This window comes from Chloroflexota bacterium, assembly GCA_014360805.1.
Classification (GTDB): Bacteria; Chloroflexota; Anaerolineae; order DTLA01; family DTLA01; genus DTLA01.
The window spans coordinates 1-26,976 of the sequence record JACIWU010000031.1 but is presented as its reverse complement, the minus strand read 5'-3'; the positions used below and the strand labels follow the sequence as shown (position 1 = coordinate 26,976).

Here is a 26,976-nt window from a genome sequence, read left to right as displayed (position 1 = left end):
CCTCTACGAAGAACACGCTCCTCCGTAGAGGCTATCAGCCAGACGGCGATCAAGGGCGAGCCTCATCGCCCCATCCATTGCTTTTGTATTATAGGCCCCCTAGCCCCCAATCGTCAAATCGGCGTCTATCTGTCCCCGCGCAACCGAATCAGGCAAAATCGCAAAGACCGCTCCCGACTCATAGTCAGATTAGAAAAGATTGCGAGCGCGCAACGCAAGAGCCTCGGCTACCGCGTGGCCCGCAAGCATAGCAACCGGGTTCCCCTGTCGCCCGGCCCCCACCGGACTACTCGCCCGCGAGATAAGAGGACGCCCACGGTTGCGGCTTCAGGAACGTCGCTTCGTACCAGGCCGCGGCGTCGGCGAGGGTCTCCCCCAGCGTGCGGTGCTTGTAGCCCAGTTCGCGCTCGGCTTTCTCGCTGGATGCCCAGAAGGCGTAGTGATAGAACGCGGCAACGCTCTTCTCCACCAGCGGCTGCGAGAGGAGGGCCGACAGTTCCGAGACCATCTCAAGTGTCTCCCAGGCCAGCGGCCAGATCGCTCTGTTGAAATCCGTAATCTCTCGCAAATGCCGGAACACCGTAATCGTGTCGGTGTTTTCCCCTCCCAGGATATAGCGCTCTCCCAGCCGCCCGTTGCGGTAGACCTGCACGAGGCCATCCGCCACATCCCGCACATCTGCCAGATTCAACCGCCACGCCACGACAAATGGGTTGATCCGATGGAAGAACAACTTGAGCAGCGCCGACGAGGGCGAATGGAAATTATCTTCTGGGCCGATCATCCCCCCTGGATTCACGATAAGCGCAGGAAGGCCCCGCTCAATTATGTCAAGCACCACCCTCTCCGCCCGCACCTTGGAATCCAGGTACGGCGTCCCCACATCCGAGGTGCGCAACGGACATGTCTCATCCACCACGCTGTCCTCCGAGGGCCCTTCCAGCGTCCCGATGGTGCTCACATGTACCACGCGCCGCACGCCCGCCTCCAGGACAGCCTCCATCACGTTGCGCGTGCCCTCTACATTGACCGCGAAGACTTCATCGGCCTCCTTGGCGCTGAGCGTAACCTTGGCCGCAAGATGGAAAACGCCCAGGCATCCCTCAACGGCCCTGCGCACGTCCTGCGGCGAGGTAACATCTCCCACCACAGTCTCCACAGGAAGATGGGTCTGACCGTGCATTCTTGCAGGATCCCGCGTCAGGACACGCACATTGTAATGACGCTGGACCAGGGCGCGAACCAGGTGGACGCCCAAGAAGCCGGTGCCGCCCGTAACAAGGACTTTCTCCATCTGCGTGTTCACTCCTCACACCCTCACAGCCTGATACACCGATGCGCCATTCGCCCACTGGAAATCGCTCATGACGAACCGCCGGAATCGCCCATGCCACATCCACCCATGCCTAACCCAGATCGTGCCGGTTGCAGGCGAGACGATAACGGTGGAAATCGTCCCGCAGTGCCGCTCCGGGTCTTGCCAACACAGGGCGCCCGTCCCATCCGCCGAGGACATGATCACCCGCGCCCACGAGGGCGACACAACACCCTTCGCCTCGGCAAGCGCCGCCTCCATCCGCGCCTTCCGCGCCAGGGTATCCCCCTTCTTGCCCAGGCCCTCTAGGCGGCATCGGTTCCGCAGCAGGTCGGTAACGAAATGATTGCTAGCCACAAGGTACCCCTGCTCATCTTCGGGCGTCCGAATGCCAAAATGGGCATGCCCTTCCTCAAACACAGCGATAGCGCCTTGGGCGTCGGCCAAGACGAGATTGCCGTTCCCCAGGCGTGGGGCCGCTGTCAGGTAATCCAGCGCCTCGCCCACCGTCCGGCAGCGCTCCAGGATGCAGACCATCATCCACCAGCGCGGCAGGCCAGGCCCCAGGTCGGTGCTGGGCACGTGGGTGTCGGCCACGGCCAGGCCGGCGGCATTGAGCCCCGAAGACGCTAACCCCGGCCACCCTAGGGCGGTAACACCCACGTACGGGTATCCGCTCGTGGGCCTCGCGCGGACGACGCATTGCAGCCCCAGTTGTTCCAGGTTCTGGTCGCGGTTCTTCGCCAAGAGCGGCTGCCCCGTTTCCGTCCAGTCGGGGCGCGCGGCCCAGGCCGTGCATCCTTCCGCAACCGCAGCGGAAGCCTGCGCGCGGTCCTCCAGGTACGACGCCAGCGAGAACCGCAGGAGCACGTCGCGCTCTATCCCCAGGCCATCGGTTTGGCCCTGGACGTACTGAAGGAATCCTTCAGCCTCGTGTTCAAGCAGGGCCAGCACCTCTGCGTACCAGGCCTCGGTCTGCGGGTGCGGAACGAGTCTTCGCAGGCGGCGGTAGATGCGCGCCACGACGAACTGACGCAAGGGGCCTGGCAGTGCACCATACTGCAAGCCCATCTCGTAGGGCGTCCCTTCCAGGGTGAGAACTCGCATAGGCTCCTCTTATGAATAGCGATGGCAAGCCACGGCGTATTTCGGGCCGACAGCCCGCAAAGGAGGCTCCTCTTCCTTGCAGATGTCGCCCAGGCGAGCAAAGCAACGCGGATGGAAACGACACCCCGACGGCGGATCTATCGGGCTGGGCACGTTGCCCTCAAGGATGATGCGCTGACGACGGGTGGCCCTGTCCACCCTGGGCACTGCGGCCAGAAGCGCCTGAGTGTAGGGATGCAAAGGTTCCGCGAACAGCAGGTCCGTAGGCCCTGTCTCCACGATCTTCCCCAGGTACATGATAGCCACGCGGTCGCTGATATGGTAGATAAGGCTGAGATCGTGGGCGACGAACAAGTAGGTCAGATGAAATTCAGCCTGGAGTTCCTTCAGAAGGTTGATGACCTGGGCCTGAATGGAGACATCCAGCGAGGAGACAGGTTCATCGGCGACGACGAATTTCGGGCGCATGGCAAGGGCGCGTGCGATGCCGATGCGTTGGCGCTGGCCCCCGCTGAACTGGTGAGGGTAGCGGTCAATGTGGCGTCGGCTCAACCCCACCCGGCTCAGCAGGTACAGGATCTCGTTCTCCAACTCCTGCATTCCGGTTACGCCCCGCGCCCGCAGTGGGACCGACAAGATATCGCGCACCGTTTTGCGGGGGTTGAGGGAAGAATAGGGGTTTTGGAAAATAATCTGGGCCGACCGCCGAAACTCCCGGTCCGTCATCCGCGGCGTCGTCTCACCAGCATCCTCTCCGAATACCAACTTACCCTCAAAGAGCATCCGGCCCGCGGTCGGCTCGTGCAGGCGGGTGAGCACCCGTCCCAGCGTCGTCTTGCCGCAACCCGACTCGCCCGCCAGGCCCACGGTCTCATCCGGGTACACCACCAGGTCCACGCTGTCCACGGCCTTGACAATCTGCACCCGGCGGCGAGCCAGAACGCGCGCCAACAGGCTGGGGCGGATGTAGAAGTACTTGCGAATCCCCATTGCAGAGATAAGCGGCTGGGGCGGCGCTGGCCCCACATCCTCCACCATGTTGTTCTTTTCCAAAAGAGTTTGCATCGCACTCGCCTCTAGACGTAAAGCAGACACCGCACCTGGCGGCCGTCTGGCAGCGTAACCAGTGGCACCTCACCCTCCTGGCAAGCCTCCTGCGCGTGTCCGCACCGAGGGTGGAAGGCGCATCCCGGCGGAAGTTCGGCCAGGTCTGGGACGTTCCCTGGAATCGGTTGCAGCGGCTCGCGTGTCGCGCCGATCTTGGGAATGCATTCCAACAGGCCACGGGTATACGGGTGCTTCGGATCTTCAATCACCGCGTCGGTAGGCCCCTTTTCCATCAACCGCCCGGCGTACATGACGGCGATATTCTGGCAGAACGTGGCAGCCAACGCCAGATTGTGCGTAACCAGAACGACGCTTGTGCCGTACTCCTGGTTGAGCCTCCGCAGCAAATCCATAATCTGCGCCTGAATGGTAACATCCAGGGCGGTAGTAGGCTCATCCGCGAGGAGTATCTTCGGCTTGCACGAAACGGCAATGGCGATGAGGGCGCGCTGCTGCATCCCCCCGCTGAACTCGTGCGGATAGCGCTTGCGGGCCTCCCACGGAACGGCAATGCCCACCTCGTCCAGCAACTCCACCACGCGCTTCCGCTCGGCTTCGGCCCGCGCCCTGCCAAAGGGCCACAGCGACGGGCCGGAGCCGTTGAGCATCCCATGAATGCGCAGCGCCTCGGCGATCTGGTCGCCCACGCGGAACGCCGGATTCAGAGTCGTCATGGGGTCCTGGAAAATCATGCTGATCTGCCGACCGCGGATTTGCCTCATGGCGTGCATCGGGAGTTTCAACAGATTCTGGCCTTCCAGCAGAATCTCACCCGCTACAATCCTGCCCGGATGCGACACCAGGCGCAAGATGGAGAGCATGGACACGCTTTTCCCGCAGCCCGACTCGCCCACGAGGCCCAGCAATTCCCCGCGGGCCAACGTTAGGTCCAGGCCCGACACCGCGCGCACCACCCCTCTGCGGGTCGGGAAAACCGTCGTAAGATGCCGAATCTCCAACAATGGCTGTGATTGTGCCATCGTGCCCTCTTATTCAATCTTCAGTCGCGGGTCCAGGATGTCGCGCAACCCTTCGCCGAAAACGTTGATCGCCAGCACCAAGACGAGAATGGCCAGGCCGGGTATCGTGGACACCCACCAGGACGTAGTCAGGTAGTCGCGCCCCTCCGACACCATAGACCCCCAAGCGGGCGTGGGCGGCTGAATGCCCAGGCCGAGGAAACTGAGACTTGCTTCCATGACGATCATGACGCCAAGGCGCAGCGTGGCGAGAACCAGCACCGAGTGGAAGATGTTGGGCAACACCTCGGAGACGATAATGCGCAGGTCGCCCATGCCCACGGCCACAGCCGCCGGAACGTACTCCTTCGTCTTCTCCGAGAGCATCTCCCCGCGCGCAAGACGGTAGAACTCCACCCAGCCTTTGAACGTCAGGGCCAGGAGCAGGTTCGTCATCCCCGGCCCCATGAACGCCATCACGGCGATGGCGAAGATCAAGTAGGGGAACGCCAGCAACAGGTCCGAGAAACGCGACAGTACCTCGTCCAGCGCGCCCCGGAAGTACCCCGCCAGGCATCCCAGAAGCACGCCCACGACCGCCGAGATGACCACGGATACGAACCCCACCCAGAGCGAAATGCGGCTCCCGAAGACGATGCGAGACCACAGGTCGCGCCCCTGGGCATCCGTGCCGAGCCAGTAGTCCATGGTTCCCCCGGCCCACACTGGCGGCTCAAGTCGGCGTATTAACTCCCCTTTGGTGGGGTCATGCGGCGCGATCTGCGGCGCAAAAATGGCCATCGCGACGTATAAGACCACCACCAGCCCACCCGCTAGGGCAATGGGGTGGCCAGCTAGGTCGCGGAAGAACCCCGCGGCATTCGCGGCCCAAATCCGCAGTCGGATGGTCAGCGGATACCACCAGGGCATTGCGGTTTGTGTGGTCTGCATGGCCTTCCCCCTGCTACAGGGTGATCTTCGGATTGATATAGGTGTACAGGATGTCCACGATGAGGTTCGCCAGCACGAACGTCAGGGCGTACACCATGACCACGCCCTGGACCAGCGGGAAGTCACGCGAGAAAATGGCGCGCACGGCCAACCTGCCCAGGCCGGGCCAACTGAAGACTTGCTCCACGATCATGTTGCCGCCCAGGAGCACGCCCACCTGAATCCCCACCACCGTTACCGTGGGGATGAGGGCGTTGCGCAGCGCATGCTTCAGCACCACCCACGTTTCGCGCACCCCCTTGGCCCGTGCCAGGGTTACGTAGTCCTGCCGAAGGGCCTCTATCATGCTAGAACGAAGCACGCGGGCCACCATCGCCGCCGCACCTGCGCCGAGGGCGATGGACGGTAGGAGCAGATGCTTCAGCGATGACACCAGCGCCGCTGTGTTATGGGTGAGAATGCTATCCACCACGTAGAACCCTGTTACCACCTGAAGCCCGGCGTTGTAGTCAATGCGCCCCGTTACGGGCAGCCACCGCAGTCTCACCGAGAAAATCAAGATAAGAAGAATGCCAAGCCAGAAAGCGGGCATGGAAACGCCCAAAAAAGCGCCGGCCATGCTCACACGGTCCACGATGGAATACTGTTTCACCGCCGACCAGATGCCGATCGGCACAGCGATGATCAACGAAAACAGAAGCGCGCCCAATGCCAGTTCTATGGTTGCCGGGAGTTGCTCCGCGATGAGTTCCGTAACCGGCTTCTTGTACGCGTAGGAGTAGCCCAAATCGCCGCGCAACGCGTTGGAGAGAAACAGGTACAACTGAACGTGCAGCGGTTCGTCCAGATGGAACTCCTTCCGAAGTTGCTCCATCTCGCCTGGGGCAATGGTGCCCGCCTCACCCATCATGATATCCACAGGATCGCCCGGCGTCATGCGCATAAACAAGAACACCAACACCGCCACGCCGAACATGATGGGAATTGTGTATAGCAATCGTTCAAGGATTTTGACGCCTCGCATCGGCACGCCTCACCATTGCGGGGATCAGAGGAGCGGCGAACCGCTCCCCTGATCCGCCCAAGTTACCCGACTACTGAGACAACCAGACATCGTGGAGGTTGATGCGGCTGTCGGGCGAAGGACTCCAGTTCTGCACATTGGCAGCGGCAGCCTCAATCTCCTGCGGGACGAACAGGAAGACCATGGGCGCTTCTTCCCAGACGATGCGTTGAATCTCGTTGTAGATCTCATGGCGCTTCGCAACGTCGGTCTCAACCTCGCCCGCTTTGATAAGTTCGTCCACGCGCGGGTTGCTGTACCCGCTGTAGTTGCCGCGCCCGTAGGTGGAGCCCTCAACGTAGGTGTGCACCTTTGCCTCCAGGTAGCCCACCGGGTCAAAGGCCGAGTCGCCCCAACTGCCGACGGTCGCCTGGCGCTCCCCGGCCAGCAACTTCGGCCGCAGCACGGCCCAGTCCCAGACGCGGACGCTGACATCCAGCCCCAGGTTGGTGCGCAGTTCTCCCGCGATGGCCTCGGCCAGTTCCTTGTTGTCGGCGCTCACATCAATGACGAAGGAGAACCCGTTTTCGTAACCCGCCTCTTTCAGCAAGGCTTTCGCCTTCTCCACATCAAACGGATAAGGCTTGAGGTTGGGGTCTGCGAAGTTGTTGAACGGGGACAGGATGCCCGGCAGGCGCACGCCGTAGCCGCTCAGGATCTTGGCAAGGATGAGGTCCACATTGACGCCGTAGTTGAGGGCCTGGCGGACGCGCACGTCGTCAAAGGGCTTCTGTTTGACGTTGACTTCCATGAAGTGCGGGCGCGTCCCGGCGCAGGTCTTCACCTGCAGTCTGGGGTCGCTGAGCAACTGCGGCACGATGTAGGACGGCACTCCTTGGATGATGTTCACCTCGCCCGCCTGGAGGGCCGCAACGCGGGACGACCGCTCGGGGATGATCTTGAAGATCACCCGGTCGGCGAAAGCCGGCCCGACGGGCGGCAGGTCATCGGCGCCGCCGTAGTAGTTCTCGTACCGCTCCAGCACGATCTGGTCGTCCAGTTTCCCTTCCACGAACTTGAACGGCCCTGCCCCAACGGGCTTCTCAATGAACCCCTTGGTGCCGCCCACCGACTCAAAGTACTTCTTGGGGATGATCTGCTGGTGGCACAGCATCTGCATGAACACGGGCCACGGCGCCTTCAGGTGGAAGCGCACGGTGAGCGGATCCACGACCTCCACGCTCTCCAGCGGCGCGATGAGGCCCTTGCGGGCAGCGGTGTGGGGCTCCGGGTACTCAATGGCGCCTTCCGTGATGATGCGGTCAAAGGTGAACTTGACGTCCTCGGCGGTTACCGGGTCCCCGTTGTGGAATGTCATCCCCTCTTTGAGTTTGAACTCCCAGGTTTGAGGGTCAATCAGCGTGGCCGATTGCGCCATCTCCAGCACCACCTGGTTGTCCTTGGTGCGGGTTACCAGGCCGTCAAACATGTTGCGGATGACCGTCTCGGTCTGGCGGTCGCGGTAGTCCGCCGGGTCCAGGCTGAGCACGGGGCTCATCAACCCTACGATGAGGGTGCCGCCCCGCTTGGGCCCGGGCGTAGGAGTGATCTGCACGACCACGGTCTCTTTGACGGGAACCGTCTCTTTGACAACGACCTTCTCCGGCGTGGGTGTGGGGCCTGCTCCTCCACAGGCTGCGATGAGCGGCAGGGTCATCGCCAACAACGCAACAGACGCGATTACCTTGAGTCTTGCTCTAGCCATGTGTTTCCTCCTTTTGCTGCACTAGAAACGAACCAACTTCCAAAAGGCTCCGAAACGCTCGCGCCGGTTTTCTCCTCCGATCACCTCCTTTCCGTGCCTCACCGATCAGGGGGGCAAAGCCCCTAGTCGGAAGTTCCGACTATATTCTACAGGCTTTGGAAGATTTTGGCAATTCGCTCCGACTCCGTCAAAGGCCGCCCCTCTTCATCCACAGCCACAATCGCGCCGTTGACCGGGCGCGTGCGCACCTTGCCGCAGGCATGGGGGTTTCCCTTGAGTTGGGGCGCGTCCAGCAGGCCGATTTCCACCGCCCGAGCCAGCACTTCCACGTCGGTCAGCGGATCGGCCACGCCGCTCCCCAGTTGCCGCACAGCGTCCACGATGACCATAGCCTCGCGCACGAGTTCATCTTTGCGGCGCTGGACTTCGGGATCGGCGGTCATGTCGGGCTGGCCCGCCAGCGCCGTCTGGATGACCTGCCGCGCCATTTTGCAACTCTCAATGACATCTTCGGGCGTGGCGGCGTGATTGGCCTCGCAATATCCGACCACATGCACAATGGAGGGCTTGAGGGCCATTTGCAGGTACACCGAAGACCCCAAATGCCCCTTGGCGTAGTCCATATCCACCGGATAACTCATCAGCCCGGTGCGGGTCTGGCGAACGACGTTGAAGTGGGCATCCTGCTGGCTTTCGGCCAGTTCAATCTGGGCCAGCGCCTTGGCCAGGTCCATCTTGTTGGATGTGTTCGGCGGCGTCTCAAACATGTACGTGCTGATGTAATCGCGCACGCCCATGGCCTTGGCGACGTGGGCGTAGATGTACGAGACCGCGCACACTACGGCGTCATGCCCATCGCGCAGGCCCCAATGGTACGGCTCGTTGCCCTCCACGGGGATTCCCCGCTCGCCATGCCACTTCATGAGCAGCATGTGATCGCGGATGGAGTCGCGCAGGCTCAACGGGCCGCGCCCATCCACCACATTGAACCAGAAGAGCGAGGTGGCGCACCAGGCGTTACGGATGGTGCGCCAGAGCACCTCGGCGTACTCCAGCAGATCCGACGTGCCCGAGTAGGAACGCATGAGGGGATAGTTCCCGCAGCGCGACGCCTCGTACAGGCGAATGAGGTCCTCTTCGGTACGGAATGGCACCCCGCCCGCGCCCTTGCGCTTGGGGTTCTGGCGCTCGGGGTGGAAGAAGTTCTCCTGCGCGTCCTGATCGGGGCCGAGGGAGATCACATCCAGCACGCCGGCCTCGGAGATTTTCCTGATGCCCTCCACCGTCGGCTCAATGGTCTCGGCCGGAAGGCCAAAGTGGTGGCGGATGATGGGGAAGGGCGCCTTCCAGCGGATGCGCGCCATGGTCTCGTCGGGGAAGTCGGCGGCAGTCATCTCCTCAAACCGCTGCCCGCGCAGGTAGGCGATCACCGCCTCCACCGGCTGCTCGCCGCTGAACACCGCCTCAAAGTACCCCGCCTCGCGGGCGACGGCGGCCACCGGCGGCGTTCCGCCAAATACGAACCGTTTGTGCGTCAGCCCGGCCTCCTCGCAGGCCTGCCACAGGTCGCGGAGCAGGGTTCGGGCGTTCTCGGGTGTCAGGCGGTAACTGATGGCCAGGATGTCCGGGTCAACCTCCTGGGCCGCCGCCACGAACTCGGCGATGGATGTCGCCGGCCCCGTAAACTCGGTCCTGTATCCCTGCTCCTCGGCGATGCGCAGAAAGTTCAGAACGCCGGCGACGTGAACGCACTCCCCTAGTGAGCCGCCCAGTATCGTCTTCTCTGCCATGATTCCTCCTTCATGCAATTCTCTGGTTTCGGTATCGCGTTACTATCATCCTTCCACGTAGCGTGTCAACTGCTCCACGCTCATGTTCTCAATGCCCAGGCGCGCAGGGGTGCGGCCCAAGGCGAGATAGTCTTTGCGATGCAGGACGCACGCGAGTTGGATCACCGCGCGGATGGTCGGCGTTTCCACGCCGTAATGCGCCCCGATGGTCGCGATGGGCACCAGGCTCATGGGCACGTCCTCAAAGAGGTACCGATGCATCAGCGAGCGCGGGGCCGCCACCCCCCTGTACGTGGGCGTGCCTTGTATAGCGTGGAACAGGTCGTCGCCCACCGACGCATAGGCCGCGCGCAGCCATTCCAGAGCCGACCGCGCCCGCACCTGAAGCGCGCGGGCCACCGCCACCCGCTCCTCGTCCACCTGCTCCAGGACAGTTGCCACCCCGGGCGTTGCCCCGTCAATGTAGAACTGAAATTCGCCTCGGGTGGCCTCAATGCGCCCGGCGTTCAGGATCATCAGCGACGGATGCATCACCGCTCCCATATTGTCCAGGCTGGTCTCCAGCACATTGCGCGCCGGGATGAATTGGGGATACGCGGCTCTGGCCAACTCCAAGGCCCGTGGCGTGTCCGTAGAGGGGAGCGCCGCCAGCGGCACGGTAATCTTGGAGCGGAACAGGTGCGCCTCCGCAGGCCCCGTGGAGCGGCTTGAGAGCACAAACGTCTGCGCCTCGGCGACGACCACGGAGGCGCGGCAGCCCTTCTCGGCCAACACGCGACGGAACTCCAGCGCGCCGCCCGTTCGCCCAGGGTTCAGGATGATGACCTGGCCGCTTTCCAAGAACGGCGCACACTGGGCCGCGATGTCCGCGTGGGCCGATGCAGGCACCACAACCATGATCAGGTTCACGCCCTCCAGCGCCATGCCCAGGTCGGATGCAACCATCTCAAGCGGGCCAAACTCCGAGCGCCCGTCCTCAAACTCCAGGTCTATTCCCCCGCGCAGGGCGATCATCTCAATCCGTGAGTACGTCCGGTTATACAGGCGCACGGGGAACCCCCTGATGGCCAGGTCGGCGGCCATCGCCTTCCCGCCGTGTCCCGCGCCGATGACCAGAATTCGTGGCCTGCTCGTGTCCATCGGGATATGCGCCTCCGATCAGGCCCCCGCCCCCTCGTTGACGTAGCGAAGGATGGCCTCCCGATCCATGCCGGCGAGTCCCAGGTTCTCCAGATTCCGCCCCTCGGCCCAGAAGTCCCGCCCCAACAGCGTGCAGCACAGGTCAATGATGCCCTCGCACGTCCGCATGGGGATGCCCGCCGCCTTGCCAAAAGCCGCGATGGGGACCAGCCCCGTGGGCACATCCTCGGTGATATAGCGCACGTTCAGCGACTTGGGGGCCTTGATGCCCGCGTAGGCGCGGTTGCTCTGGATACGCTCGTACAGCGTATCGCCTCGGACCCCGTCATACGCCTTGAGGAGCCAGTCGGCGGCGGACTCGGTGGCGACGCCATATGCCTGCGCCACGGCAATTCGCTCGGCATCCACAGCCTCCAGCGTCTTGGTAACCATGGGCGTCATCCCCTGGTAGAAGTCAAAGTCGTTGCCGGCTTCAATTCGGTTGGCGTTCAGCACCATCGTGGCGGGATGGAAGACCGCGCCGATGTTGTCCAGGCTGGTTTCCAGCACATTCTGCGCGGCGCAAAACTCCGGGAAGAGCCGCGTAACCTGGGACAGAAGTCGCTCGGTTTGGGTCGCCGGCAGCGCCGCCACGGGCACGGCCCGCTTGAGGCCCAGCACCCGCACCCGCGCAGGCCCGGAGATGCGGCACGCATAGATAAGGGTCTGCGCCTCGCCGACAACCACATCGGCCCGCACCCCCAGACGTTTCAGCACGGCCGCCACCTCCAGCGCCCCGCCCGTCCTCCCGGGATTGAGCAACAGCACTTGCCCGTCGCGCAGGTGCGGGGCAAGGCTCTCGGCCAGAGGCCGATGCGCAAACGCCGGCACCACTACCATGATCACCTCGGCCCAGGGAATGACCGACGCCGGGTCCGCTGAAACGACATCCAGCCGGCCGAAACCCTCTACCGCGCCTTCCACGAAGACGCCGCCGGCCTCCTGCATCGCGCGAACCTCCTGGGGAAAGGCGCTGTACAGCCGAACCGTGTGGCCCTTCAGGGCCAGATGCCCCGCCATGGCGTGGGCACCATTGCCTCCACCGACAATCGCAACCTTGACCGGGCTTGTCATGTTCCCTCCTCTGCTTGCAGACTGGCGACGCCGAGATCAAACGCAGCGTCGGGATTCACTTCGGACAGCAGGCCCACCGCCCACAGGATATAAGGCTTATCTATCCAAAGGCGAGGGGACTTGGGCTTCAGTGACAGCGGATTTCGCGGATCGTAAAGGCCGGCGCGCAGGATGCGGAAAGGGTGCTTCCCGTAGGTAAACACGCCGCCCGTCCCCACGAGATGACGCACACCCGTCAGGTCTTTCCCAATCTGAATGTAGCAGTAGCCCGCAGGCAGGTACATCTCTTTGAGGTAGCCGACGTGCCTCTCCACCGACAGCCGAACCGCGGCCTGGGCCATACCCTCGTCCAGCGCCCACTCGGTCTCATCATGGGCCACCCAGCCGATGTCGCGGGGCAATTTCTCCACGATGGTTACCACGTTCTTATCGGGAAGGCCCGCTTCCTGGGCAAGGCGGCGTTCGCCGACGGACTCCAAGAGCGACGCCGCGCTGACCCGCAGCCCCAGGTCGCCTTCCACGGTCCGCTTCGCATAAGGCTCGGGCAGCCCACGCTGAACCACGGTGCGCATGGTCGGCTCCCCTGCTGCGATGGAGTGCACGTCCGTTGTGGCCCCGCCCACATCCACCACCATCAGTTCTCCCAACCCCTCTCGAGATTTGGTGCCCTTCGCCAGCAATCTGGCCGCCCGCAGAACCGCCTCCGGCGTCGGCATCGCGACACATTGGACGAACGACTCCACGTTTCGCAAGCCCTTCCCATCCACGATCTTCCGCATGAAGACCTCTCGGATGGTCTGGCGTGCCGGCTCCACGTTCAGTTCGCCCAGCGCGGGCATGACATTTTCGGTAACGAAGACCTCCTTGCCCCGGCCCTCCAACAGGGCGCGCGCCTCGTCGGCAGCATGTTTGTTGCCCGCGAACACAATAGGCGCACGCACAGACGAATGGGCAAGCATTTTCGCGTTATGTAAAACCACCTCCTGGTTTCCGCCATCCGTGCCGCCGCACAGGAGGATGATGTCAGGCTCCATGCGAACGACCTCGGCGAGTTCCTCCAGGGTCAAATGGTGCGAATACGCCTTCATGACCCGAGCGCCCGCCCCCAACGCGGCCCGCCGCGCCGCCTCCGCCGTCAGTTCTGGCACCAGCCCGATCGCCACCACGCGCAACCCGCCCCGCGCACTGGAGCACGCCAACCGCACCGGGAACTCCACAGCGCGGATGCCCCAGTCCCCGGGAAGTTGCGCTAATGCGTTCTTCAGCCCCACGGTTATGTCATGTTCCGCCGTGGTAACGGCCTGCACCCTCGCCATCAACCTGGGCTTGGCCAGGTCTATCACGGCGACCTTGGTGTACGTGCTCCCCAGGTCAATGGTGAGCGCAGGATACTCCAGCGCGGCTGCTTGCGCGTGCGGGTGCACTTTCGGATGCAGAGTGCTACCAATCATAGGCGCTCAAAGCGGGTGATCTCCCACACGAAGACAATAGCCCCGCCGATTTCCACCTCCATTTCGCCATTCAGGAACGGCGCATCGGCAGGGGTAACGATCTGGGTGCGGGTGCGGCAATGATGGCGGATCACGTCAAGGACATCTTCCACCTGGGGGATGGGCACGCCGATGAGGATCAGACTGTTGGAGCCGCGCAGGAACCCACCCGTCGTCTCAATCCGCGTCGCACGGAACCCATGCTCCACGAGCGCATTCAGGAGATCATCCGCATCTGCATCCTGAACCATCGCGGCAACCAGTCGCATAGGTTACATCCTCCGCGGCAGATACCGGCTTCTGTCGCAACAGCCTTCACTGGCAACTTGCGGGCAACGCAGACCGAGCGGCGCTCGCCGGACAAGCGGTGCTTCTGTCTACAGCATACCAGATGGGGGTAAATATCGCGAGGAAAAACCGGTGAAAAAAGGTTAACAAACCGTAGTTTGTGCCCCTACGGACTGCGAAACCAGTAGCCAATCCCGTACTCGGTCAGGATGTACTCGGGATTCTGGGGGTCTGGCTCCAGTTTCTCACGCAAGCGGCGGATGTACACTTTCAGGTAGTCAATTTCGCGCCTGTACTCCGGCCCCCACACGCGGGCCAGCAACGTCTCATGGGGCAGCACCTTGCCGGCATTGCGCATAAGTTGCTGGAGAAGATTGAATTCGGTCGGGGTCAGCCGAACCGGGTGGCCATCCACCTCCACCTCGCGGCGATTCAAGTCCAGCACAACAGCGCCGATAATGATCCGCGCGCCGCCAGCGGGAGTGAGCGGTATTTGAACTCGGCGCAGCACAGCCCGAATCCGGGCCATCAACTCCAGGTGCCCGAAAGGCTTGGTAATGTAGTCGTCCGCGCCGAGTTCCAACCCGCGCACCTTGTCCATCTCGTCGTCCTTGGCGGTGAGCATCAGAATCGGCACGTCGGAGAATTCGCGAATCCTGCGGCACACCTCAAACCCATCCACGTCCGGCAAGGCGATGTCCAGGATGATCAAGTCCGGCCGCTCCGAGAGCGCCAGCGACACCGCCTCCTCCCCCGTGTACGCAGCGATGACCTGCCCCTCGTCCCCCCACTGCATCTTGAGGGTTACAGACACCACCTCCACGACATCCGCTTCATCATCCACCACCAGGAATTTCACCCGCAGCCTCCCCTTTTGGCAACGTAACAAAGAAAACGCAGCCCTCACCCGGCTTGGTGCTGACCCCCACATCGCCGCCGTGGAGCCGCGCCAGCGACCGCGCGATGGACAGCCCCAGCCCTGTCCCAGGCCCCGCCTTGCGCCCCACCTGGCCCCGGAAGAAGCGGTCAAAGATGTGGGGGAGTTCGTTGTAGGGGATGCCAGGGCCTGTATCGGAGACGTAGATGCGAACCCAGTTGCCCAACTCGCGCACCTCCACGGCAATCTCACCTCCGCAGGGCGTGTAGCGCTGTGCGTTGGAAAGAAGGTTGCTCAGGATTTGCTCCAGGCGGTTCGCGTCGGCCATCAGGAAGACGGGCGTCTCCGGCAGGCGAAGCGTGAACAACTGATCTTTCTCGTCCATGAGCGGCTGGAGCGAGACGGCGATCTCGCGAACCACCTGACACACATCCACGGAGCGTTTCTGCAGGATGACTTTGCCGCTCTGCAGTCGCGCCATTTCCAGCACCCCGCCGACCATCTGGTTGAGCCTGTCCACATTGCGAAGGATGGTGCTCATCAGGCGCTGCTCTTCCCCATCCGAGCCACCCAGTTTGTCGGCCAACAAGCCCACGGAGACCTTGATGGCCGTGAGCGGGGTTCGGAACTCGTGGGACACGGTGGACAGAAAATCGCTCTTAAGTTGCTCCAGCGTCCGTAGTTCCTCGGCCACCTTGCCCTGTTGGAGCACCTGCTGCTGTTCCGCACGGAGCAGACGGCCAAGAGCAGCCGACAGCGCGCCCACCAGCGAAAGGCCCAGCGCGAGCGCAAGCCACCCGCCCAGTGACGCCGCTTCGGGAAACGCCCGAATCGCCAGCAAAATCGCCACATCATACCCGAGGCCCAGTACAAGCCCGATGAGCCAGCCTTGAAGGGATGAGTCGGCCACCACCGCCCAGGCTGCGGAGGCGACGAACAGCAAGTAGCCCGGGCCGAGGAGATCGCCCGTCTCGTAGGCGAATCGGCCGAAGACCAGCACATCAGGCACCAGCCAGAGCATAGGGCTTCGCAGGCGAGGGGAGAACCGCTGCCACAGGTCCACCAGGGCATTGTAGCCCACTGCCAACAGCAATGGCCAGGACGGTGCAGACGTGAGCACCGCAACAGTGGCCGCGAGGGCAATAGCCGCCCATCGCAGCCAGAGGACGGGCCTAATGGACGCGTCCAGCCTCTGCTTGCCAAGCCATTCCTTCATCCCAGGCACGGGCATCGCTCCGCGTTCCAAGCCTGGCGATATTATACCACAGTTCTGGCCTCTGCTTCCATTTCTGCTAAAAAGCGCGTCAAGACTTGGCTCTATCTTGTGTTGGCGACCAGGGTGCGACGCGCTTCCGGAAGTATGGGAAGCCGCCCTACGTGTTCTGGACTTGCGCCAACCACCCGTTGCGTGCGCGGGATGGCTTCGCCTCGGACCTCTCACCTTGAGAAGGGGAAACACAAAAACCGCGAGTTTGCTCGCGGTTTTGCGCCGTATCGGTCATTGCCCGAGGTGGCGGGCAACCGAGCCGCCCATGCTACATGCCCGTATCGTCCGAGTCCATCTCCAGCACTTCGCCGGTAACGGTGAACACTACACGCTCACAGATATTGCTCACGCGGTCGGCGGCACGCTCCAGATCGTGCGCTACCCAGAGCAGATAGTTCGCCTGCTGAATAACGCGGGGGTCGGCGATGATGTAGGTCAGCAGTTCCCTGTGCACCTGGTTGTACAGGCAGTCCACCTCGTCATCTTCCAGGGGAATCGCCCGCGCAAGCGCCGCATCTTGGCGCACGAAAGCATCCAAGGCGCGATGGAGCATATCCTGCGCCTTCTCCGCCATGCGCGGAATGTCAACCAAGGGCTTGACCAACGGCTCCGCCCCCATCATGAGGTTGATTTTCGCAATACCTTTGGCATAGTCCGCAATTCGCTCCAATTCCGTAACGATCTCCAGCACCGCCGCGAGGATTCGCAAGTCCTTCGCCATCGGTTGCTGCGTGGCGATGAGCGAAATGCAGTCGGCTTCAATGGCAAACCGCTCCTCGTTGATGACGCGATCTCTGGCAATCAGGCGGCGCGAAGCCTCCAGATCGCGGCGCCTAAGCGCGGCCACGGAATCCAGGATGGCCTGCTCTGCCATGCTCCCCAGGGTCAACACGTCCCCTTGCAGTCTCTCCAATTCTTGATCAAAGGCTTGCCGCGTCATGCATGGTTATCCTTTCCGCCTGGCGTACAGAACCAGCCCCAGCAGGCCGCAGACTCCCGCGAGGCCGATCAGTATCGCTCTGAAGAGCGCCGCCACCGAACCGCCCATGCCTTCCAGACCCTGGCTGACTGCCAGGAACAGCAATCCCGACAGCAACAAGGGCGCGCAGTCACTCCTGCGATTGCCGTAAACCCACATGCTAACTCCCTTCCACCTGGTCTAGCACCGCAAACACTTCGCGGCGAATGTCATCGCGCACCTCGCGGAAAACCTCCAGGCGCTCCGCTTCGCTACCCTCCGCAGCCGCGGGGTCGCGGAAGCCAACGTGAACCCTGCGCCCTTTGCCCAGCCACAGCGGGCAGTTCTCGGCGGCGTGATCGCAGACCGTGATGATCAAATCAAACTCGGCTCCGCGAAACTCATCCACAGACTTGGACCGCGCGCCGGAGAGGTCTATGCCCAGTTCCGCCATGACCTGGATGGCCATGGGGTGCACGTATCCTGCCGGATTTGTGCCCGCCGACTGAGCCTGCCACTTGTCGCCCAGGAAGTGATTGACCAGCCCTTCGGCCATCTGACTGCGGGCCGAGTTCCCCGTGCACAAGAACAGCACTCGCTTCCTGTCCATCATCCGAACCTCCCCGTGATATAATCTTCCGTGCGCTTGTCCTTGGGCTTGGTGAACAGGTCGCGGGTCAGGCCATACTCCACCAAGTACCCCGCGCGATCTTCGCCCATCATCAGGAACGCGGTGTAGTCTGCAACCCGCGCCGCCTGCTGCATGTTGTGGGTAACGATGATAATCGTGTACCGCTCCACCAGTTCGTGCATCAGGTCCTCTATCTTCAGCGTGGCAATCGGATCCAGCGCCGAAGCAGGCTCATCCATCAGGATTACCTCCGGCCTGACCGCGATGGCGCGGGCGATGCACAGCCGCTGTTGCTGCCCGCCCGACAGCGCCAGCGCGCTCTGATGGAGTTTGTCCTTGACCTCATCCCACAGGGCAGCCTGCTGCAAAGACCGAACAACGATCTCATCCAAATCCCTCTTCTTGCGGATGCCGTACAGGCGCGGGCCATAGGCCACATTGTCGTAGATGCTCTTGGGGAACGGATTGGGTCGCTGAAACACCATCCCGACGCGGCGGCGCACGTCAACCACGTCCACGTTGGGCGCGTTGATGTCCTCGCCGTCCAGAAGAATCTCACCCTCCACTCGCGCATTGGGCGTCAGACCGGTCATGCGGTTGAGCGAGCGCAGGAGCGTGGATTTGCCGCACCCCGAAGGCCCGATGATAGCCGTGATCCGATTGGCATATACCGCCATGCTGACCTCTTTCAAAGCGCGGAACTTGCCATAGTACACCGAGACATTCCTGATATCCACCTTGGTGCGCAGGTCAGATGTCGGCTGTAACCTGCTGTTTTCTACGTACACGTGCGTTGCCACTTTGGCTGCCATCTCTTCCATAGCATCAACCCTGCAGACGCCGCCTGCGGGCTTCAACCCACAAGCGAGCGATGATATTGAGAAACAAGACGAGAATCATCAGCACCAGGGCAATCGTCCAGGATTGTTCAATACGCTCTGGGTAGGGTTGCTGGGCGTACTTCCACAGGGTCAGCGGCAACGAGTCAACCGGTTGGTCCACAATCCGCCCAATGATCTGGAGCGCGCTCTGACGCTGCGCCAACCCGTTTCGGATGATCAGACCGATTTCGTAGCGCTCATTACCCAGCGCCGTAAACAGTAGCGGGGCGGTTTCCCCTGCCGCGCGCGCCACAGCGAGAAGGAACCCCGTGATGATACCGTTGAGAGCGGCAGGGAAAATGACCTGTAGCGAAGTCTTCCACTCCGGCGCACCCAGCGCCAGCGAGGCTTCGCGCAGGGAGTGCGGCACCATCTTGAGCATTTCGTCGGTCGTCCGAACGATGGTGGGCAGCATCACGATAGCCAACGCTGCCCCACCCGCAAGTGCGGAATAATGTCCGGCGGGCACCACGAGGACGGCATACCCGAACAGACCGATGACAATGGACGGCACGCCCGACAGCACATCGGTGCTGAACCGCACAACGACACCCAGAGGCGTATTCGGGTGATACGCGCTGTAGAAGGCGGCAAGTACCCCTGGTGGGGTGGCGAAGACCGCCGCCAGGATGGTCATCACAATTGTGCCCTCAAGCGCGTGCAGGATTCCGCCGCCCTCCATACCCAAGGGCTTCGGCAACTGGGTGAAGAAAGCCCAATCCAGCGATTGGCCGCCTCGGTACACCACATACCCGATAATCCAAAACAGCGGGACAAGCGCCAACAGGGTCATCACGCCCGTCAGGGAGAGCATAATCGCGTTGGTGGCTTTGCGCCGCACCCCCAAGGCCATCTGATTCACCGTAGGCTGCGATTCCAGAACGGTCATAGACGCACCTCACACGACGTCCGCCGCGCCACACTCCACACGAGAAACCTTGCGGCCACGTTTAGCACAAGCGTCAAGAAGAACAGCACAAGGCCGATTTCAATCAGCACCTGGCTGTGCAGTTTGGAGACGGCTTCGGCGAATTCGTTGGCGATGACACTGGCCATGGTGTAGCCCGGAGACAGCAGGGTCGGCCTCGCGGTGATGGAATTGCCGATGACCATCGTTACCGCCATCGTCTCGCCCAGGGCGCGGCCCAGGCCCAGGAGAACTGCTCCCAGAATGCCCGAAAGGCCGTAGGGGAGCAGCACTCTCCAAATGGCCTCCCATTTGGTAGAGCCAAGCGCCAGGGACGCCTCGCGCTGACTGTTGGGAATGGAGAGCAACACATCGCGGGTTACCGCCGTGATGGTTGGCATGATCATGATGGTAAGGATGAAGGCCGCCCCCAACCGAGAGGCGCCACTCTGCGGCACCGGGCCGGCGAACAGCGTGCTCAGCACCGGAATCTGGCCAAGCGTCTTGGACAGCACGCCTCCCACAAGCGGCACGGTCTTCGGCAGAAACACGAAGATGCCCCACAGTCCGTACACTACGCTGGGAATGGCAGCGAGCAACTCTATCATCCAGTTCAACGGAAGGCGAAGCCATGAGGGACAAAGTTCAGCCAGAAAGATCGCAACGCCCACGCTCATGGGCACTGCCAGCAAAATCGCGACCAAAGACGTTACCAACGTGCCATAAACAAACGGCCAAGCCCGAAAACTGTCCGCAACAGGGTCCCAACGGGCATCCAAAGTCGGCAGAAGAAATCCCCAACCGAACTCGGCGCGGGCATCAGCCGATTGATTCCAAAGCATCCAGCCAATGGCGATGATCAACACCGCCACCAGCACTGAACCGAGGATCAGCAAAAGTTTCCAAATCGGGTCGCCATGGCCGTAAAGTCGCTTAAGCCAGGCAGGACTAGGAGATGCAAGAAGGGTCTTGAACTGAGCAAACATTGAACCTGTCTTCCTTCCGATGAATCTGCAGGCGGTTCGGTGCGAGTTTCAAGCACCGGGAGAGCCCGAAGCGAGTCGGGCTCTCCCAGGTCGGGTGCCAGTTGATGATGAAGGGCTACTTGAGAACAGGCTGGCCCCCGCACGTAATCTCTCCAAGTTTGGCCAGTACGGCGTCGCGCACTGCAGGGGGCAGGACCGAATAGCCCAGTTCGGCAGCCCGCTTCCCAGCGCCGGCGTCGGTCAAGGTCCAGCGGATGTACTCAAGCAACTTCTGAGCCTTGAGGCAATCCTTCATGCTCTTGGTGCGCAGGATCAGGTAGGTGTACCCAACGATGGGCCAGGAACCCTCACCAGGCGCATCCACGATGGTCGCCGTGAACTTCGCATCAAAGGCATTGGCGAAGTCGGCCATGGCCGCTTCCACGCTCTTCGCGTTCGCCTTGACCGCTTTTCCGGCCTTGTTGACCAGGTCGGCGTAGGCCAGCTTGTTGGACACGGCATAGGACAGTTCCACGTAGCCGAGCGAGTTCGGCGTGTTCTGCACTGCGGCGGCCACACCCTGGTTACCCTTGCCACCCACGCCGTTGCCGGCGGTGTCAACCGGCCACTGCACCGACGAGCCGGCCCCGACGCTGCTCTTCCACTCCGCGCTGAAGGCCGACAGCGCCTTGGTGAAGATTTCAGTCGTGCCAGAGCCATCGGAGCGATGGACCGCTGTGATGGGCGCATCAGGCAGGTAGCCCTTCAGGCCGGGATTCAGCGCAAGGATGGCGGGATCGTTCCACTTCAGGATTTTCGCGCTGTAGATGTCCACCAGAGTTTGCCGATCCAACACCAGGGCAGGCGCCTTGGTTCCCGACGGGAACTCCTGCGCCCACTTGATGTTGTAGATCACAACGACTGCCCCCGCCAGCATGGGGTACATTTGCAGGTCTCCGCCAGCCTGGTATTCCTCGTCTTTCAGGAGCGAGTCGGAGCCGGCAAAGTCCACGGTACCGTCAACGATCGCCTTCTTGCCACCGCCAGAGCCGATGCCCTGGTAGTTGATTACCACCGCGGGGTCCACGTACTGGTAGGCGTAGGCCCACTCGGTGTACACCGGTAGCGGGAACGTCGCACCCGCACCATTGATCTGGATGGACCCGGGCGGCAGCGGAGTAGCCGTGGGGGTGAGCGCCGGGATCGGTGTGTTCGCCGGCGCCGTGGTAGGGGCCGCGGTCGGTGCTGTCGTCGGCTGCGCGCCCCCGCACGCCGAAAGCAGCATCGCCAACACAAGGGTTACGAACAGTACTTTACGCATGGTCTTTTCTCCTCTCGCTTTTTGATCTTGCAGCGAGGAGTCTACCACGCGCCGTTTAACGACCGTTCAACACCATGTTAACATCTTGTTAAAGTTTCGCGTCGGGGGCCCCGGCGATCCGTAGGGTGAAGTAGAAGGTACTGCCCCTTCCCTCCACACTCTCGGCCCAGATGCGCCCCCCGTGCGCCTGGACGATGTGCTTCGCGATGGCGAGGCCCAGGCCGGTCCCGCCGCCTGAACGGGCGCGGTCGGCCTTGTAAAACCGCTCAAAGATGCGGGGCAAGTCCTCGGCGGCGATCCCAACCCCGGTGTCGCGCACCGACACGACCACTTCGTCGCCAGCAACCGCAGCAGAAAGGGTTACCCGCCCGCCTGGCGGCGTGAACTTGATCGCATTGTGCAGCAAATTGATGACCACCTGCTGCATGCGCTCCACATCCGCAAGGACGCGCGGCAAATCCGAAGGCACTTCCACAACGAGGGTCAGTCCGGCTCGTTCGGCCTGAGGGCGTAGCCGCTCGGCCGGTTGCAGGAGCAATTCTCGGACGTCGGCGGGCACGAGATTCAACGGGACCTGTCCCGATTCCACGCGCGACAGATCCAACAGTTCCTGCACCATCTGGGTCAGCGCATCCACCTCGGTCTCCACGCTGTTGAGGAATCGCGCCGCCGCCTTGGGGTCCTCTAGCGCCCCATCGCGCAGCGTTTCCACCAGCGCCTTCAGCGAGGCCAAAGGCGTGCGCAATTCGTGTGAGACATTGCTGACGAAATCGCGTCGGACGGTTTCCAGCCGCCGCACACGAGTCAGATCTTGGATTATGGTCAGCGTGTCCCCGGCGCCCTCATCTTCTTCAAGAGGCGTTACGATGGCTCGCAGAAAGACATCTTGGCGGTACATCTCTATGGTCTCTTCCAATTCCTCGCCGCGCTCTCGGCTCCGCCGCCATAGGTCAATGAGCCTGTGATGCCGTGCTACCTGCGCAAAGGGGCGACCTACCGCCTTCTCCTCGGTCGTGCCCAACAGCCGTGCGGCAGCGGGGTTGATCAGCCTGACACGCCCGGTGCCATCTGTGATGATCGCGCCGTCGGCCATGCGCGAAAGCACCGTGGCCAGCAGCCGCCTCTCCTCGCCCACGGCCTCCATTTTTTCCCGCAACTCAACAGCCATCCGATTGAAGGCATAACCCAGTTGGCCAATTTCATCGCGGGTATTCGGCACAACTGGCGCGCCCAGATCCCCCTCGGCCATCCGCCTCGCTTCGCGCGTCAAATGACGTATCGGGCGCACAATGCGCTCGGCGATGAGCACCGCCAGAAGCGCCGCCAGCGCAGAAGCGACCAGCGCCGCAAGCAAGATGCTCCGCCGCAGATTAGCCGTATGAATCTCAATCATCCCCAGCGGACGCGCCACACGCACGATAGCCTCCACCTTCTCGTCCACCCTCACCGGCACCGCGGTGTACATCATCTCGTAGCCCATCGTTGCGCTAAACCGCGTGCTGCTGCCCTGCCCGCTGGCCAACGCTTGCTGAACTTCGGGGCGCGATAGATGATTGTCCATGCGCGTCCGATCTTCGTGCGAATCGCCGAGCACCACGCCGTCGGGCGCGATGATCGTAACGCGGGCCTCCAACTGAAGCGCCCAGCGCTTCGCGATGGCATCCAGATCGGCTGCCGAGGAGCCCTGGGCAAGCACCTCCCCCAGCGCCTCCGCAGACAGGCGGGCCTCGGACAACAGTTGCGCGTGCAGATCTTCCACATACACGCCACGCACAAAGTCCGACATGTACACCGTCAGGGCCGCCATGAGCAGGAGCACCAGAGCGATATAAGGCGAGGCAATGCGCCAGCGGAGGTTGTGAAACATGTTACCCATCAAAACGGTACCCAATGCCCCGCACCGTAACGATTCGCGTTGGTTGCGCGGGGTCGCGCTCAATCTTCTGCCGCAGCCACCGCACATGCACATCCACGGTGCGGGTTCCGCCCGCGAAATCCCAGCCCCAAACGCGCTCCAGAATCAGGTCGCGCGACAGCGCCATGCCGCGGTTTCGGGCCAGGAAGACCAACAATTCGTACTCCTTCGGTTTCAGCGGAATGGCTCGGTCTCCCAGGCGCACTTCACCGCGCGACAAATCCAGCACGAGGTCGCCAAAGACCAGTCGTTCCGAAGCGGGCACGGCGGTCGTCGCGGCCATTTCCTCGTGGATGAGGCGCACGCGCCTCAGCAGGGCCTTCACACGGGCCAGGAGTTCGCGCATGGAGAAGGGTTTGGTAAGGTAATCGTCCGCGCCCACCTCCAGCCCCACTACCTTGTCAATCTCATCATCGCGGGCGGTCAACATCAGGATGGGGACATTCATCTCCTTGCGCAGGGTGCGGCAGACTTCAAAGCCGTCCATCTTGGGCAGCATGATGTCCAGCACGATCACGTCTGGCCGCTCGCGCCGCGCCTGCTCCACAGCCATCATGCCATCGGATGCCGTGATCACGTGATAGCCCTGGCGCGTGAGATTGTACGCCAAAGTCTCCAGGAGCGTCGGCTCGTCCTCTACGACAAGGACCGTCCCTCCGATACTCTCGGTCATGGATACCCCTTTCTCCCGCTTTCATCTGGCTTATATTTTAGCGCATCTGCACCCCGCAATCAACCCGCCCCCGCATATGGTAGCATATGCATTTCGGCGGAAACTTGTCAGAACGATGAACGGCAGCATGAAACGCATAGAGCGTAGGGCAGGCTTCCATACCTGTCCCCTGCCTGCGGTGAGTCTTGTTGCACCGCCGAGATGCAGAGGACGCGGATGAAGAAGGATAAACTGAATTCCCTCCGGGTTCTCCGCGTCTCCGCAGTGAATTCCCTGTAGTGTATACATTTCGGCGGAAACTTGTCAGTCCGCGCTCTCTGCCGCCCCTGCGGCCGGTGTGCTTCAGTCTGCCCTGGCGGCGCCCTTTTATCAGCGGGGAAGCGCGAGGCGGGCGCTTGTGGATCATACCCGAATCCGTCCGCCGATTCCCTTTAGCAGGTAGACCCCGCGGCCATCATCACCGGAGCGCAGCGGATGTCAGCGCGCGCTGGAGCGCGGCGCTGAGGCTTGCCAGTTGCTCGGCGTCGGGCGCGCTGATGTAGATGTCAAAGGCGCGGCGGGCGCCATCCTGCTGGATCACGACCAGCACGTGGGTCTCCACGGCCTTGACCGCGGCCTTGCCTTCTCCCTGGACGGCCTCACCGTAGACCTCAACGGTGAAGCGCCGCCCTTTGCCCCAGGACAGTTCTGCCGGCTCCGAATCCAGAATCTGAGCAGGTTGAGGGAGCAGTAAAGTCTCCGCCTCCACGGGCGGTTGCAGGTCGGCCCACGCCACACCTAGACGCAGGGCATCGTCTTGCGGCGCAACCCACACACCTGTCTTGCTCTGCACCCAGCCGGAAGGCACATCCAGCGACAGCCCTGCATCTGCCAGAGTTACACGCTGGTACGTCGGCTCGTCATCGCCCAGGGTCTTGTGATAGACGAAAGCCTGCCCGTCCCAGGTGTAGACATCGGTCAGCGAGGCGGCCGGGCCATAACTCGCCAGGATGTCGGTAAGGCCGTCGCCATCGCTGTCTTCCACGCGCACGCCGTTCTCACCAAACGACTGTGCACCGTCAAAATGCCCGCCGCGTGGCAAAAGCCAGCCGTACCTTCCGCCTTGCCACCCGAGGACATACAGCATCTCGCCGCCGGCTCCCATGGCCTGCACCGACAGCACTTCGGGCAGGCCATCGCCGGTCAAGTCCTGCGTCTGCAGAGCCTCTGCCCGGTCGGTAGGCAGTTGTTCACTCTGCCAAACCACAAAGGGCTCGCCCATCGGAGGCAAAGCAACCACGAAGACCTGCAAGAAGTCGTAGCCCAGGCGGTCAGCCCCGCCACCCCAGCCGGCCAGGACAACGCTTTCGGGAGCGCCGTTGCCGTCCATATCCAAGGAGAGGTGAGACAGCACCACCGCCGACTCCGGCAGGACGAGAAGCACATCATCCGTGGGTGACCCGCTTGCAGGGACAATGTCAACTCGCACATTGTCCACATAGTAGGTCATCGTAGTTTCCCACACAGCGCTAATGCCAAAGGCCACCCAGGCTTGGCCATCTGCGCCGCTCCGGAAGTTGAACGCGTATTCGTAACGCTTCCAGCCTTGCACCCTGTTAGCTGCCTGACTCACGTCAAAATCCTCCTCGGCTGCCGGGGGGCGCGGGCCTGCGTAGGCGCAGACCTTGGCCAGGGTGTTGAAACTCTCCGAGTCGCTCCACAGGTCAAAGGCGAGTCGGACCTGAAGCGCGGCGTTCGGCGCCACATTGAAAGCGCGGGCCAGCCAGATCGTGCCGTCGTCCATCTTGCCGTCCAGCGTGAACTGCGCTGCCGATCTTCCCCCCGCGGCCTGTTCCGGGCTGATCTCAATGCTCCAGGCGACCGGCTGGCCGGGACGATCTGGGTCATCCGGGACATCCGAGCCCTGCTGCCACCGCTCCAAGTCGCCCTCAAAGTGCTCCTCAAAGGAGGCAGGAGAGCCGGAGCCGACAGGGGTGGGCGCGGGTGTGTCCGTCGGTTCGGACGCCGCCGGCGGCGTAGCGGTGGGCAAGGCCCCAGGCCCGCACGCGACCAGCAGGCTCAGGACAACAATGAGCGACAGTGCGTAGGCTATGGTCTTGTACATACAAATTCCTCCTACTTATTTATGATGAGGCATCGGTTCCAACCGCGGACATGAGAGGTCTGCTGTGGGGAATGCCCGCTATGTAGGACGCTGAGCGCCCGCCCTAGGTTCCCCTACGGTGCCCATTGCATCGGCGACTTCCGCAAGACGCTGTTGGACATCGGTTATGCGGAGCCGGATGTTCGGCGCGCCGGTGAGGGGTAACCTATGCCGACGGCCGCGCCCGAAAGCGACCCCGAACTCATCCGCCGCAGCCAGGAGTGGCTCAGCCCGCGCTACAAGGCCGACGCGCCCAAGTGGGGCGTGCAGAAGGCCGAGACGTGGCGCACCTTCGGCGACTGGATGAAGACCAACGGCCTCATCACCGGCGACTTTGACCCCGACAAGGCGTTCACCAATGAATTCCTGCCCTGACGCGCCGTGCAAACTGGAACTGACGGGCATCACCA

The 26,976-nt window shown here is 62.5% G+C and carries 25 protein-coding genes; 1 reads left to right on the top strand and 24 read right to left on the bottom strand.

The features are described 5' to 3' along the window. Positions 1 to 286: 286 nt before the first annotated feature. The 24 genes from H5T65_07040 to H5T65_06925 form a co-directional block, all read right to left on the bottom strand. Positions 287 to 1,294: an SDR family NAD(P)-dependent oxidoreductase gene (locus H5T65_07040; GenBank protein MBC7258987.1), complete on the bottom strand. Its 1,008-nt coding sequence runs from the start codon at positions 1,292 to 1,294 to the stop codon at positions 287 to 289. Positions 1,295 to 1,309: 15 nt separating this feature from the next. Next, positions 1,310 to 2,422: a hypothetical protein gene (locus H5T65_07035; protein ID MBC7258986.1), complete on the bottom strand. Its 1,113-nt coding sequence runs from the start codon at positions 2,420 to 2,422 to the stop codon at positions 1,310 to 1,312. A gap of 9 nt (positions 2,423 to 2,431) precedes the next feature. Further along, a complete protein-coding gene (locus H5T65_07030; protein ID MBC7258985.1) occupies positions 2,432 to 3,487 on the bottom strand; it encodes an ATP-binding cassette domain-containing protein in 1,056 nt (351 codons plus the stop codon). 11 nt (positions 3,488 to 3,498) lie between these two features. After that, complete coding sequence (locus tag H5T65_07025) at positions 3,499 to 4,509, bottom strand: ABC transporter ATP-binding protein (protein ID MBC7258984.1); 1,011 nt, start codon at positions 4,507 to 4,509, stop codon at positions 3,499 to 3,501. 9 nt (positions 4,510 to 4,518) lie between these two features. Next, entirely contained in the window at positions 4,519 to 5,439 is a 921-nt protein-coding gene (locus H5T65_07020) for an ABC transporter permease (GenBank protein MBC7258983.1), read from the bottom strand. Between the two features lie 13 nt (positions 5,440 to 5,452). Continuing rightward, the gene (locus H5T65_07015) at positions 5,453 to 6,463 is read right to left on the bottom strand and encodes an ABC transporter permease (GenBank protein ID MBC7258982.1); all 1,011 of its coding nucleotides are present in this window, start codon (positions 6,461 to 6,463) and stop codon (positions 5,453 to 5,455) included. A 70-nt stretch (positions 6,464 to 6,533) separates the two neighbouring features. Beyond that, positions 6,534 to 8,207 (bottom strand): ABC transporter substrate-binding protein, encoded by a 1,674-nt coding sequence (locus H5T65_07010; GenBank protein ID MBC7258981.1) that lies wholly within the window; start codon positions 8,205 to 8,207, stop codon positions 6,534 to 6,536. A 146-nt stretch (positions 8,208 to 8,353) separates the two neighbouring features. After that, positions 8,354 to 9,997, bottom strand: coding sequence for a cobalamin B12-binding domain-containing protein (locus H5T65_07005; protein MBC7258980.1), 1,644 nt, complete (start codon positions 9,995 to 9,997; stop codon positions 8,354 to 8,356). A gap of 45 nt (positions 9,998 to 10,042) precedes the next feature. Further along, a complete protein-coding gene (locus H5T65_07000; protein ID MBC7258979.1) occupies positions 10,043 to 11,137 on the bottom strand; it encodes an NAD/NADP octopine/nopaline dehydrogenase family protein in 1,095 nt (364 codons plus the stop codon). A gap of 18 nt (positions 11,138 to 11,155) precedes the next feature. Next, complete coding sequence (locus tag H5T65_06995) at positions 11,156 to 12,250, bottom strand: NAD/NADP octopine/nopaline dehydrogenase family protein (protein MBC7258978.1); 1,095 nt, start codon at positions 12,248 to 12,250, stop codon at positions 11,156 to 11,158. After that, complete coding sequence (locus H5T65_06990; GenBank protein ID MBC7258977.1) at positions 12,247 to 13,647, bottom strand: glutamate mutase L; 1,401 nt, start codon at positions 13,645 to 13,647, stop codon at positions 12,247 to 12,249. The genes H5T65_06995 and H5T65_06990 overlap by 4 nt, the downstream gene beginning before the upstream one ends. Positions 13,648 to 13,697: 50 nt before the next feature. Next, on the bottom strand, positions 13,698 to 14,009 hold the full coding sequence (locus H5T65_06985; protein ID MBC7258976.1) for a cyclic-di-AMP receptor: 312 nt from the start codon (positions 14,007 to 14,009) through the stop codon (positions 13,698 to 13,700). A 185-nt stretch (positions 14,010 to 14,194) separates the two neighbouring features. Next, a complete protein-coding gene (locus H5T65_06980; protein ID MBC7258975.1) occupies positions 14,195 to 14,959 on the bottom strand; it encodes a response regulator transcription factor in 765 nt (254 codons plus the stop codon). Next, a complete protein-coding gene (locus H5T65_06975) occupies positions 14,865 to 16,121 on the bottom strand; it encodes a HAMP domain-containing histidine kinase (protein MBC7258974.1) in 1,257 nt (418 codons plus the stop codon). The genes H5T65_06980 and H5T65_06975 overlap by 95 nt, the downstream gene beginning before the upstream one ends. Before the next feature lie 319 nt (positions 16,122 to 16,440). After that, positions 16,441 to 17,112 carry a phosphate signaling complex protein PhoU gene (gene phoU / locus H5T65_06970; protein ID MBC7258973.1) on the bottom strand — a complete coding sequence of 224 codons (672 nt, stop codon included), beginning with the start codon at positions 17,110 to 17,112 and terminating at the stop codon, positions 16,441 to 16,443. A 6-nt stretch (positions 17,113 to 17,118) separates the two neighbouring features. After that, positions 17,119 to 17,256, bottom strand: coding sequence for a hypothetical protein (locus H5T65_06965; GenBank protein ID MBC7258972.1), 138 nt, complete (start codon positions 17,254 to 17,256; stop codon positions 17,119 to 17,121). A gap of 55 nt (positions 17,257 to 17,311) precedes the next feature. After that, complete coding sequence (locus H5T65_06960; protein MBC7258971.1) at positions 17,312 to 17,743, bottom strand: arsenate reductase ArsC; 432 nt, start codon at positions 17,741 to 17,743, stop codon at positions 17,312 to 17,314. Continuing rightward, the gene (locus tag H5T65_06955; GenBank protein ID MBC7258970.1) at positions 17,740 to 18,573 is read right to left on the bottom strand and encodes a phosphate ABC transporter ATP-binding protein; all 834 of its coding nucleotides are present in this window, start codon (positions 18,571 to 18,573) and stop codon (positions 17,740 to 17,742) included. Before H5T65_06955 ends, H5T65_06960 begins: the two co-directional genes overlap by 4 nt. Before the next feature lie 13 nt (positions 18,574 to 18,586). Continuing rightward, positions 18,587 to 19,531, bottom strand: a complete 945-nt coding sequence (pstA, locus tag H5T65_06950) for a phosphate ABC transporter permease PstA (protein MBC7258969.1) — start codon at positions 19,529 to 19,531, stop codon at positions 18,587 to 18,589. Beyond that, positions 19,528 to 20,535 carry a phosphate ABC transporter permease subunit PstC gene (gene pstC, locus H5T65_06945; GenBank protein ID MBC7258968.1) on the bottom strand — a complete coding sequence of 336 codons (1,008 nt, stop codon included), beginning with the start codon at positions 20,533 to 20,535 and terminating at the stop codon, positions 19,528 to 19,530. Before pstC ends, pstA begins: the two co-directional genes overlap by 4 nt. A gap of 115 nt (positions 20,536 to 20,650) precedes the next feature. Then, a complete protein-coding gene (pstS, locus tag H5T65_06940; protein ID MBC7258967.1) occupies positions 20,651 to 21,835 on the bottom strand; it encodes a phosphate ABC transporter substrate-binding protein PstS in 1,185 nt (394 codons plus the stop codon). Between the two features lie 88 nt (positions 21,836 to 21,923). Continuing rightward, positions 21,924 to 23,702 carry a HAMP domain-containing protein gene (locus H5T65_06935; protein MBC7258966.1) on the bottom strand — a complete coding sequence of 593 codons (1,779 nt, stop codon included), beginning with the start codon at positions 23,700 to 23,702 and terminating at the stop codon, positions 21,924 to 21,926. Between the two features lies 1 nt (position 23,703). After that, a complete protein-coding gene (locus H5T65_06930; GenBank protein MBC7258965.1) occupies positions 23,704 to 24,411 on the bottom strand; it encodes a response regulator transcription factor in 708 nt (235 codons plus the stop codon). 469 nt (positions 24,412 to 24,880) lie between these two features. Then, entirely contained in the window at positions 24,881 to 26,527 is a 1,647-nt protein-coding gene (locus tag H5T65_06925) for a hypothetical protein (GenBank protein MBC7258964.1), read from the bottom strand. Between the two features lie 207 nt (positions 26,528 to 26,734). Here H5T65_06925 and H5T65_06920 point away from each other — a divergent pair, with 207 nt between their 5' ends. Further along, entirely contained in the window at positions 26,735 to 26,941 is a 207-nt protein-coding gene (locus H5T65_06920) for a hypothetical protein (protein ID MBC7258963.1), read from the top strand. Positions 26,942 to 26,976 lie beyond the last annotated feature (35 nt).

Bases quoted from the DNA above. Each gene is read 5' to 3' on its own strand.
- pstA (MBC7258969.1), bottom strand. From the start codon at position 19,531: ATGACCGTTCTGGAATCGCAGCCTACGGTGAATCAGATGGCCTTGGGG.
- pstS (MBC7258967.1), bottom strand. From the start codon at position 21,835: ATGCGTAAAGTACTGTTCGTAACCCTTGTGTTGGCGATGCTGCTTTCG.
- H5T65_07000 (MBC7258979.1), bottom strand. From the start codon at position 11,137: ATGGACACGAGCAGGCCACGAATTCTGGTCATCGGCGCGGGACACGGC.
- H5T65_07030 (MBC7258985.1), bottom strand. From the start codon at position 3,487: ATGCAAACTCTTTTGGAAAAGAACAACATGGTGGAGGATGTGGGGCCA.
- H5T65_07005 (MBC7258980.1), bottom strand. From the start codon at position 9,997: ATGGCAGAGAAGACGATACTGGGCGGCTCACTAGGGGAGTGCGTTCAC.
- H5T65_06925 (MBC7258964.1), bottom strand. From the start codon at position 26,527: ATGTACAAGACCATAGCCTACGCACTGTCGCTCATTGTTGTCCTGAGC.
- H5T65_06920 (MBC7258963.1), top strand. From the start codon at position 26,735: ATGCCGACGGCCGCGCCCGAAAGCGACCCCGAACTCATCCGCCGCAGC.
- H5T65_06955 (MBC7258970.1), bottom strand. From the start codon at position 18,573: ATGGCAGCCAAAGTGGCAACGCACGTGTACGTAGAAAACAGCAGGTTA.
- H5T65_07025 (MBC7258984.1), bottom strand. From the start codon at position 4,509: ATGGCACAATCACAGCCATTGTTGGAGATTCGGCATCTTACGACGGTT.
- H5T65_07015 (MBC7258982.1), bottom strand. From the start codon at position 6,463: ATGCGAGGCGTCAAAATCCTTGAACGATTGCTATACACAATTCCCATC.
- H5T65_07035 (MBC7258986.1), bottom strand. From the start codon at position 2,422: ATGCGAGTTCTCACCCTGGAAGGGACGCCCTACGAGATGGGCTTGCAG.
- H5T65_07010 (MBC7258981.1), bottom strand. From the start codon at position 8,207: ATGGCTAGAGCAAGACTCAAGGTAATCGCGTCTGTTGCGTTGTTGGCG.
- H5T65_06975 (MBC7258974.1), bottom strand. From the start codon at position 16,121: ATGAAGGAATGGCTTGGCAAGCAGAGGCTGGACGCGTCCATTAGGCCC.
- H5T65_07040 (MBC7258987.1), bottom strand. From the start codon at position 1,294: ATGGAGAAAGTCCTTGTTACGGGCGGCACCGGCTTCTTGGGCGTCCAC.
- H5T65_06995 (MBC7258978.1), bottom strand. From the start codon at position 12,250: ATGACAAGCCCGGTCAAGGTTGCGATTGTCGGTGGAGGCAATGGTGCC.
- H5T65_06980 (MBC7258975.1), bottom strand. From the start codon at position 14,959: ATGTGGGGGTCAGCACCAAGCCGGGTGAGGGCTGCGTTTTCTTTGTTA.
- pstC (MBC7258968.1), bottom strand. From the start codon at position 20,535: ATGTTTGCTCAGTTCAAGACCCTTCTTGCATCTCCTAGTCCTGCCTGG.
- H5T65_06960 (MBC7258971.1), bottom strand. From the start codon at position 17,743: ATGATGGACAGGAAGCGAGTGCTGTTCTTGTGCACGGGGAACTCGGCC.
- H5T65_07020 (MBC7258983.1), bottom strand. From the start codon at position 5,439: ATGCAGACCACACAAACCGCAATGCCCTGGTGGTATCCGCTGACCATC.
- H5T65_06985 (MBC7258976.1), bottom strand. From the start codon at position 14,009: ATGCGACTGGTTGCCGCGATGGTTCAGGATGCAGATGCGGATGATCTC.
- phoU (MBC7258973.1), bottom strand. From the start codon at position 17,112: ATGACGCGGCAAGCCTTTGATCAAGAATTGGAGAGACTGCAAGGGGAC.
- H5T65_06935 (MBC7258966.1), bottom strand. From the start codon at position 23,702: ATGTTTCACAACCTCCGCTGGCGCATTGCCTCGCCTTATATCGCTCTG.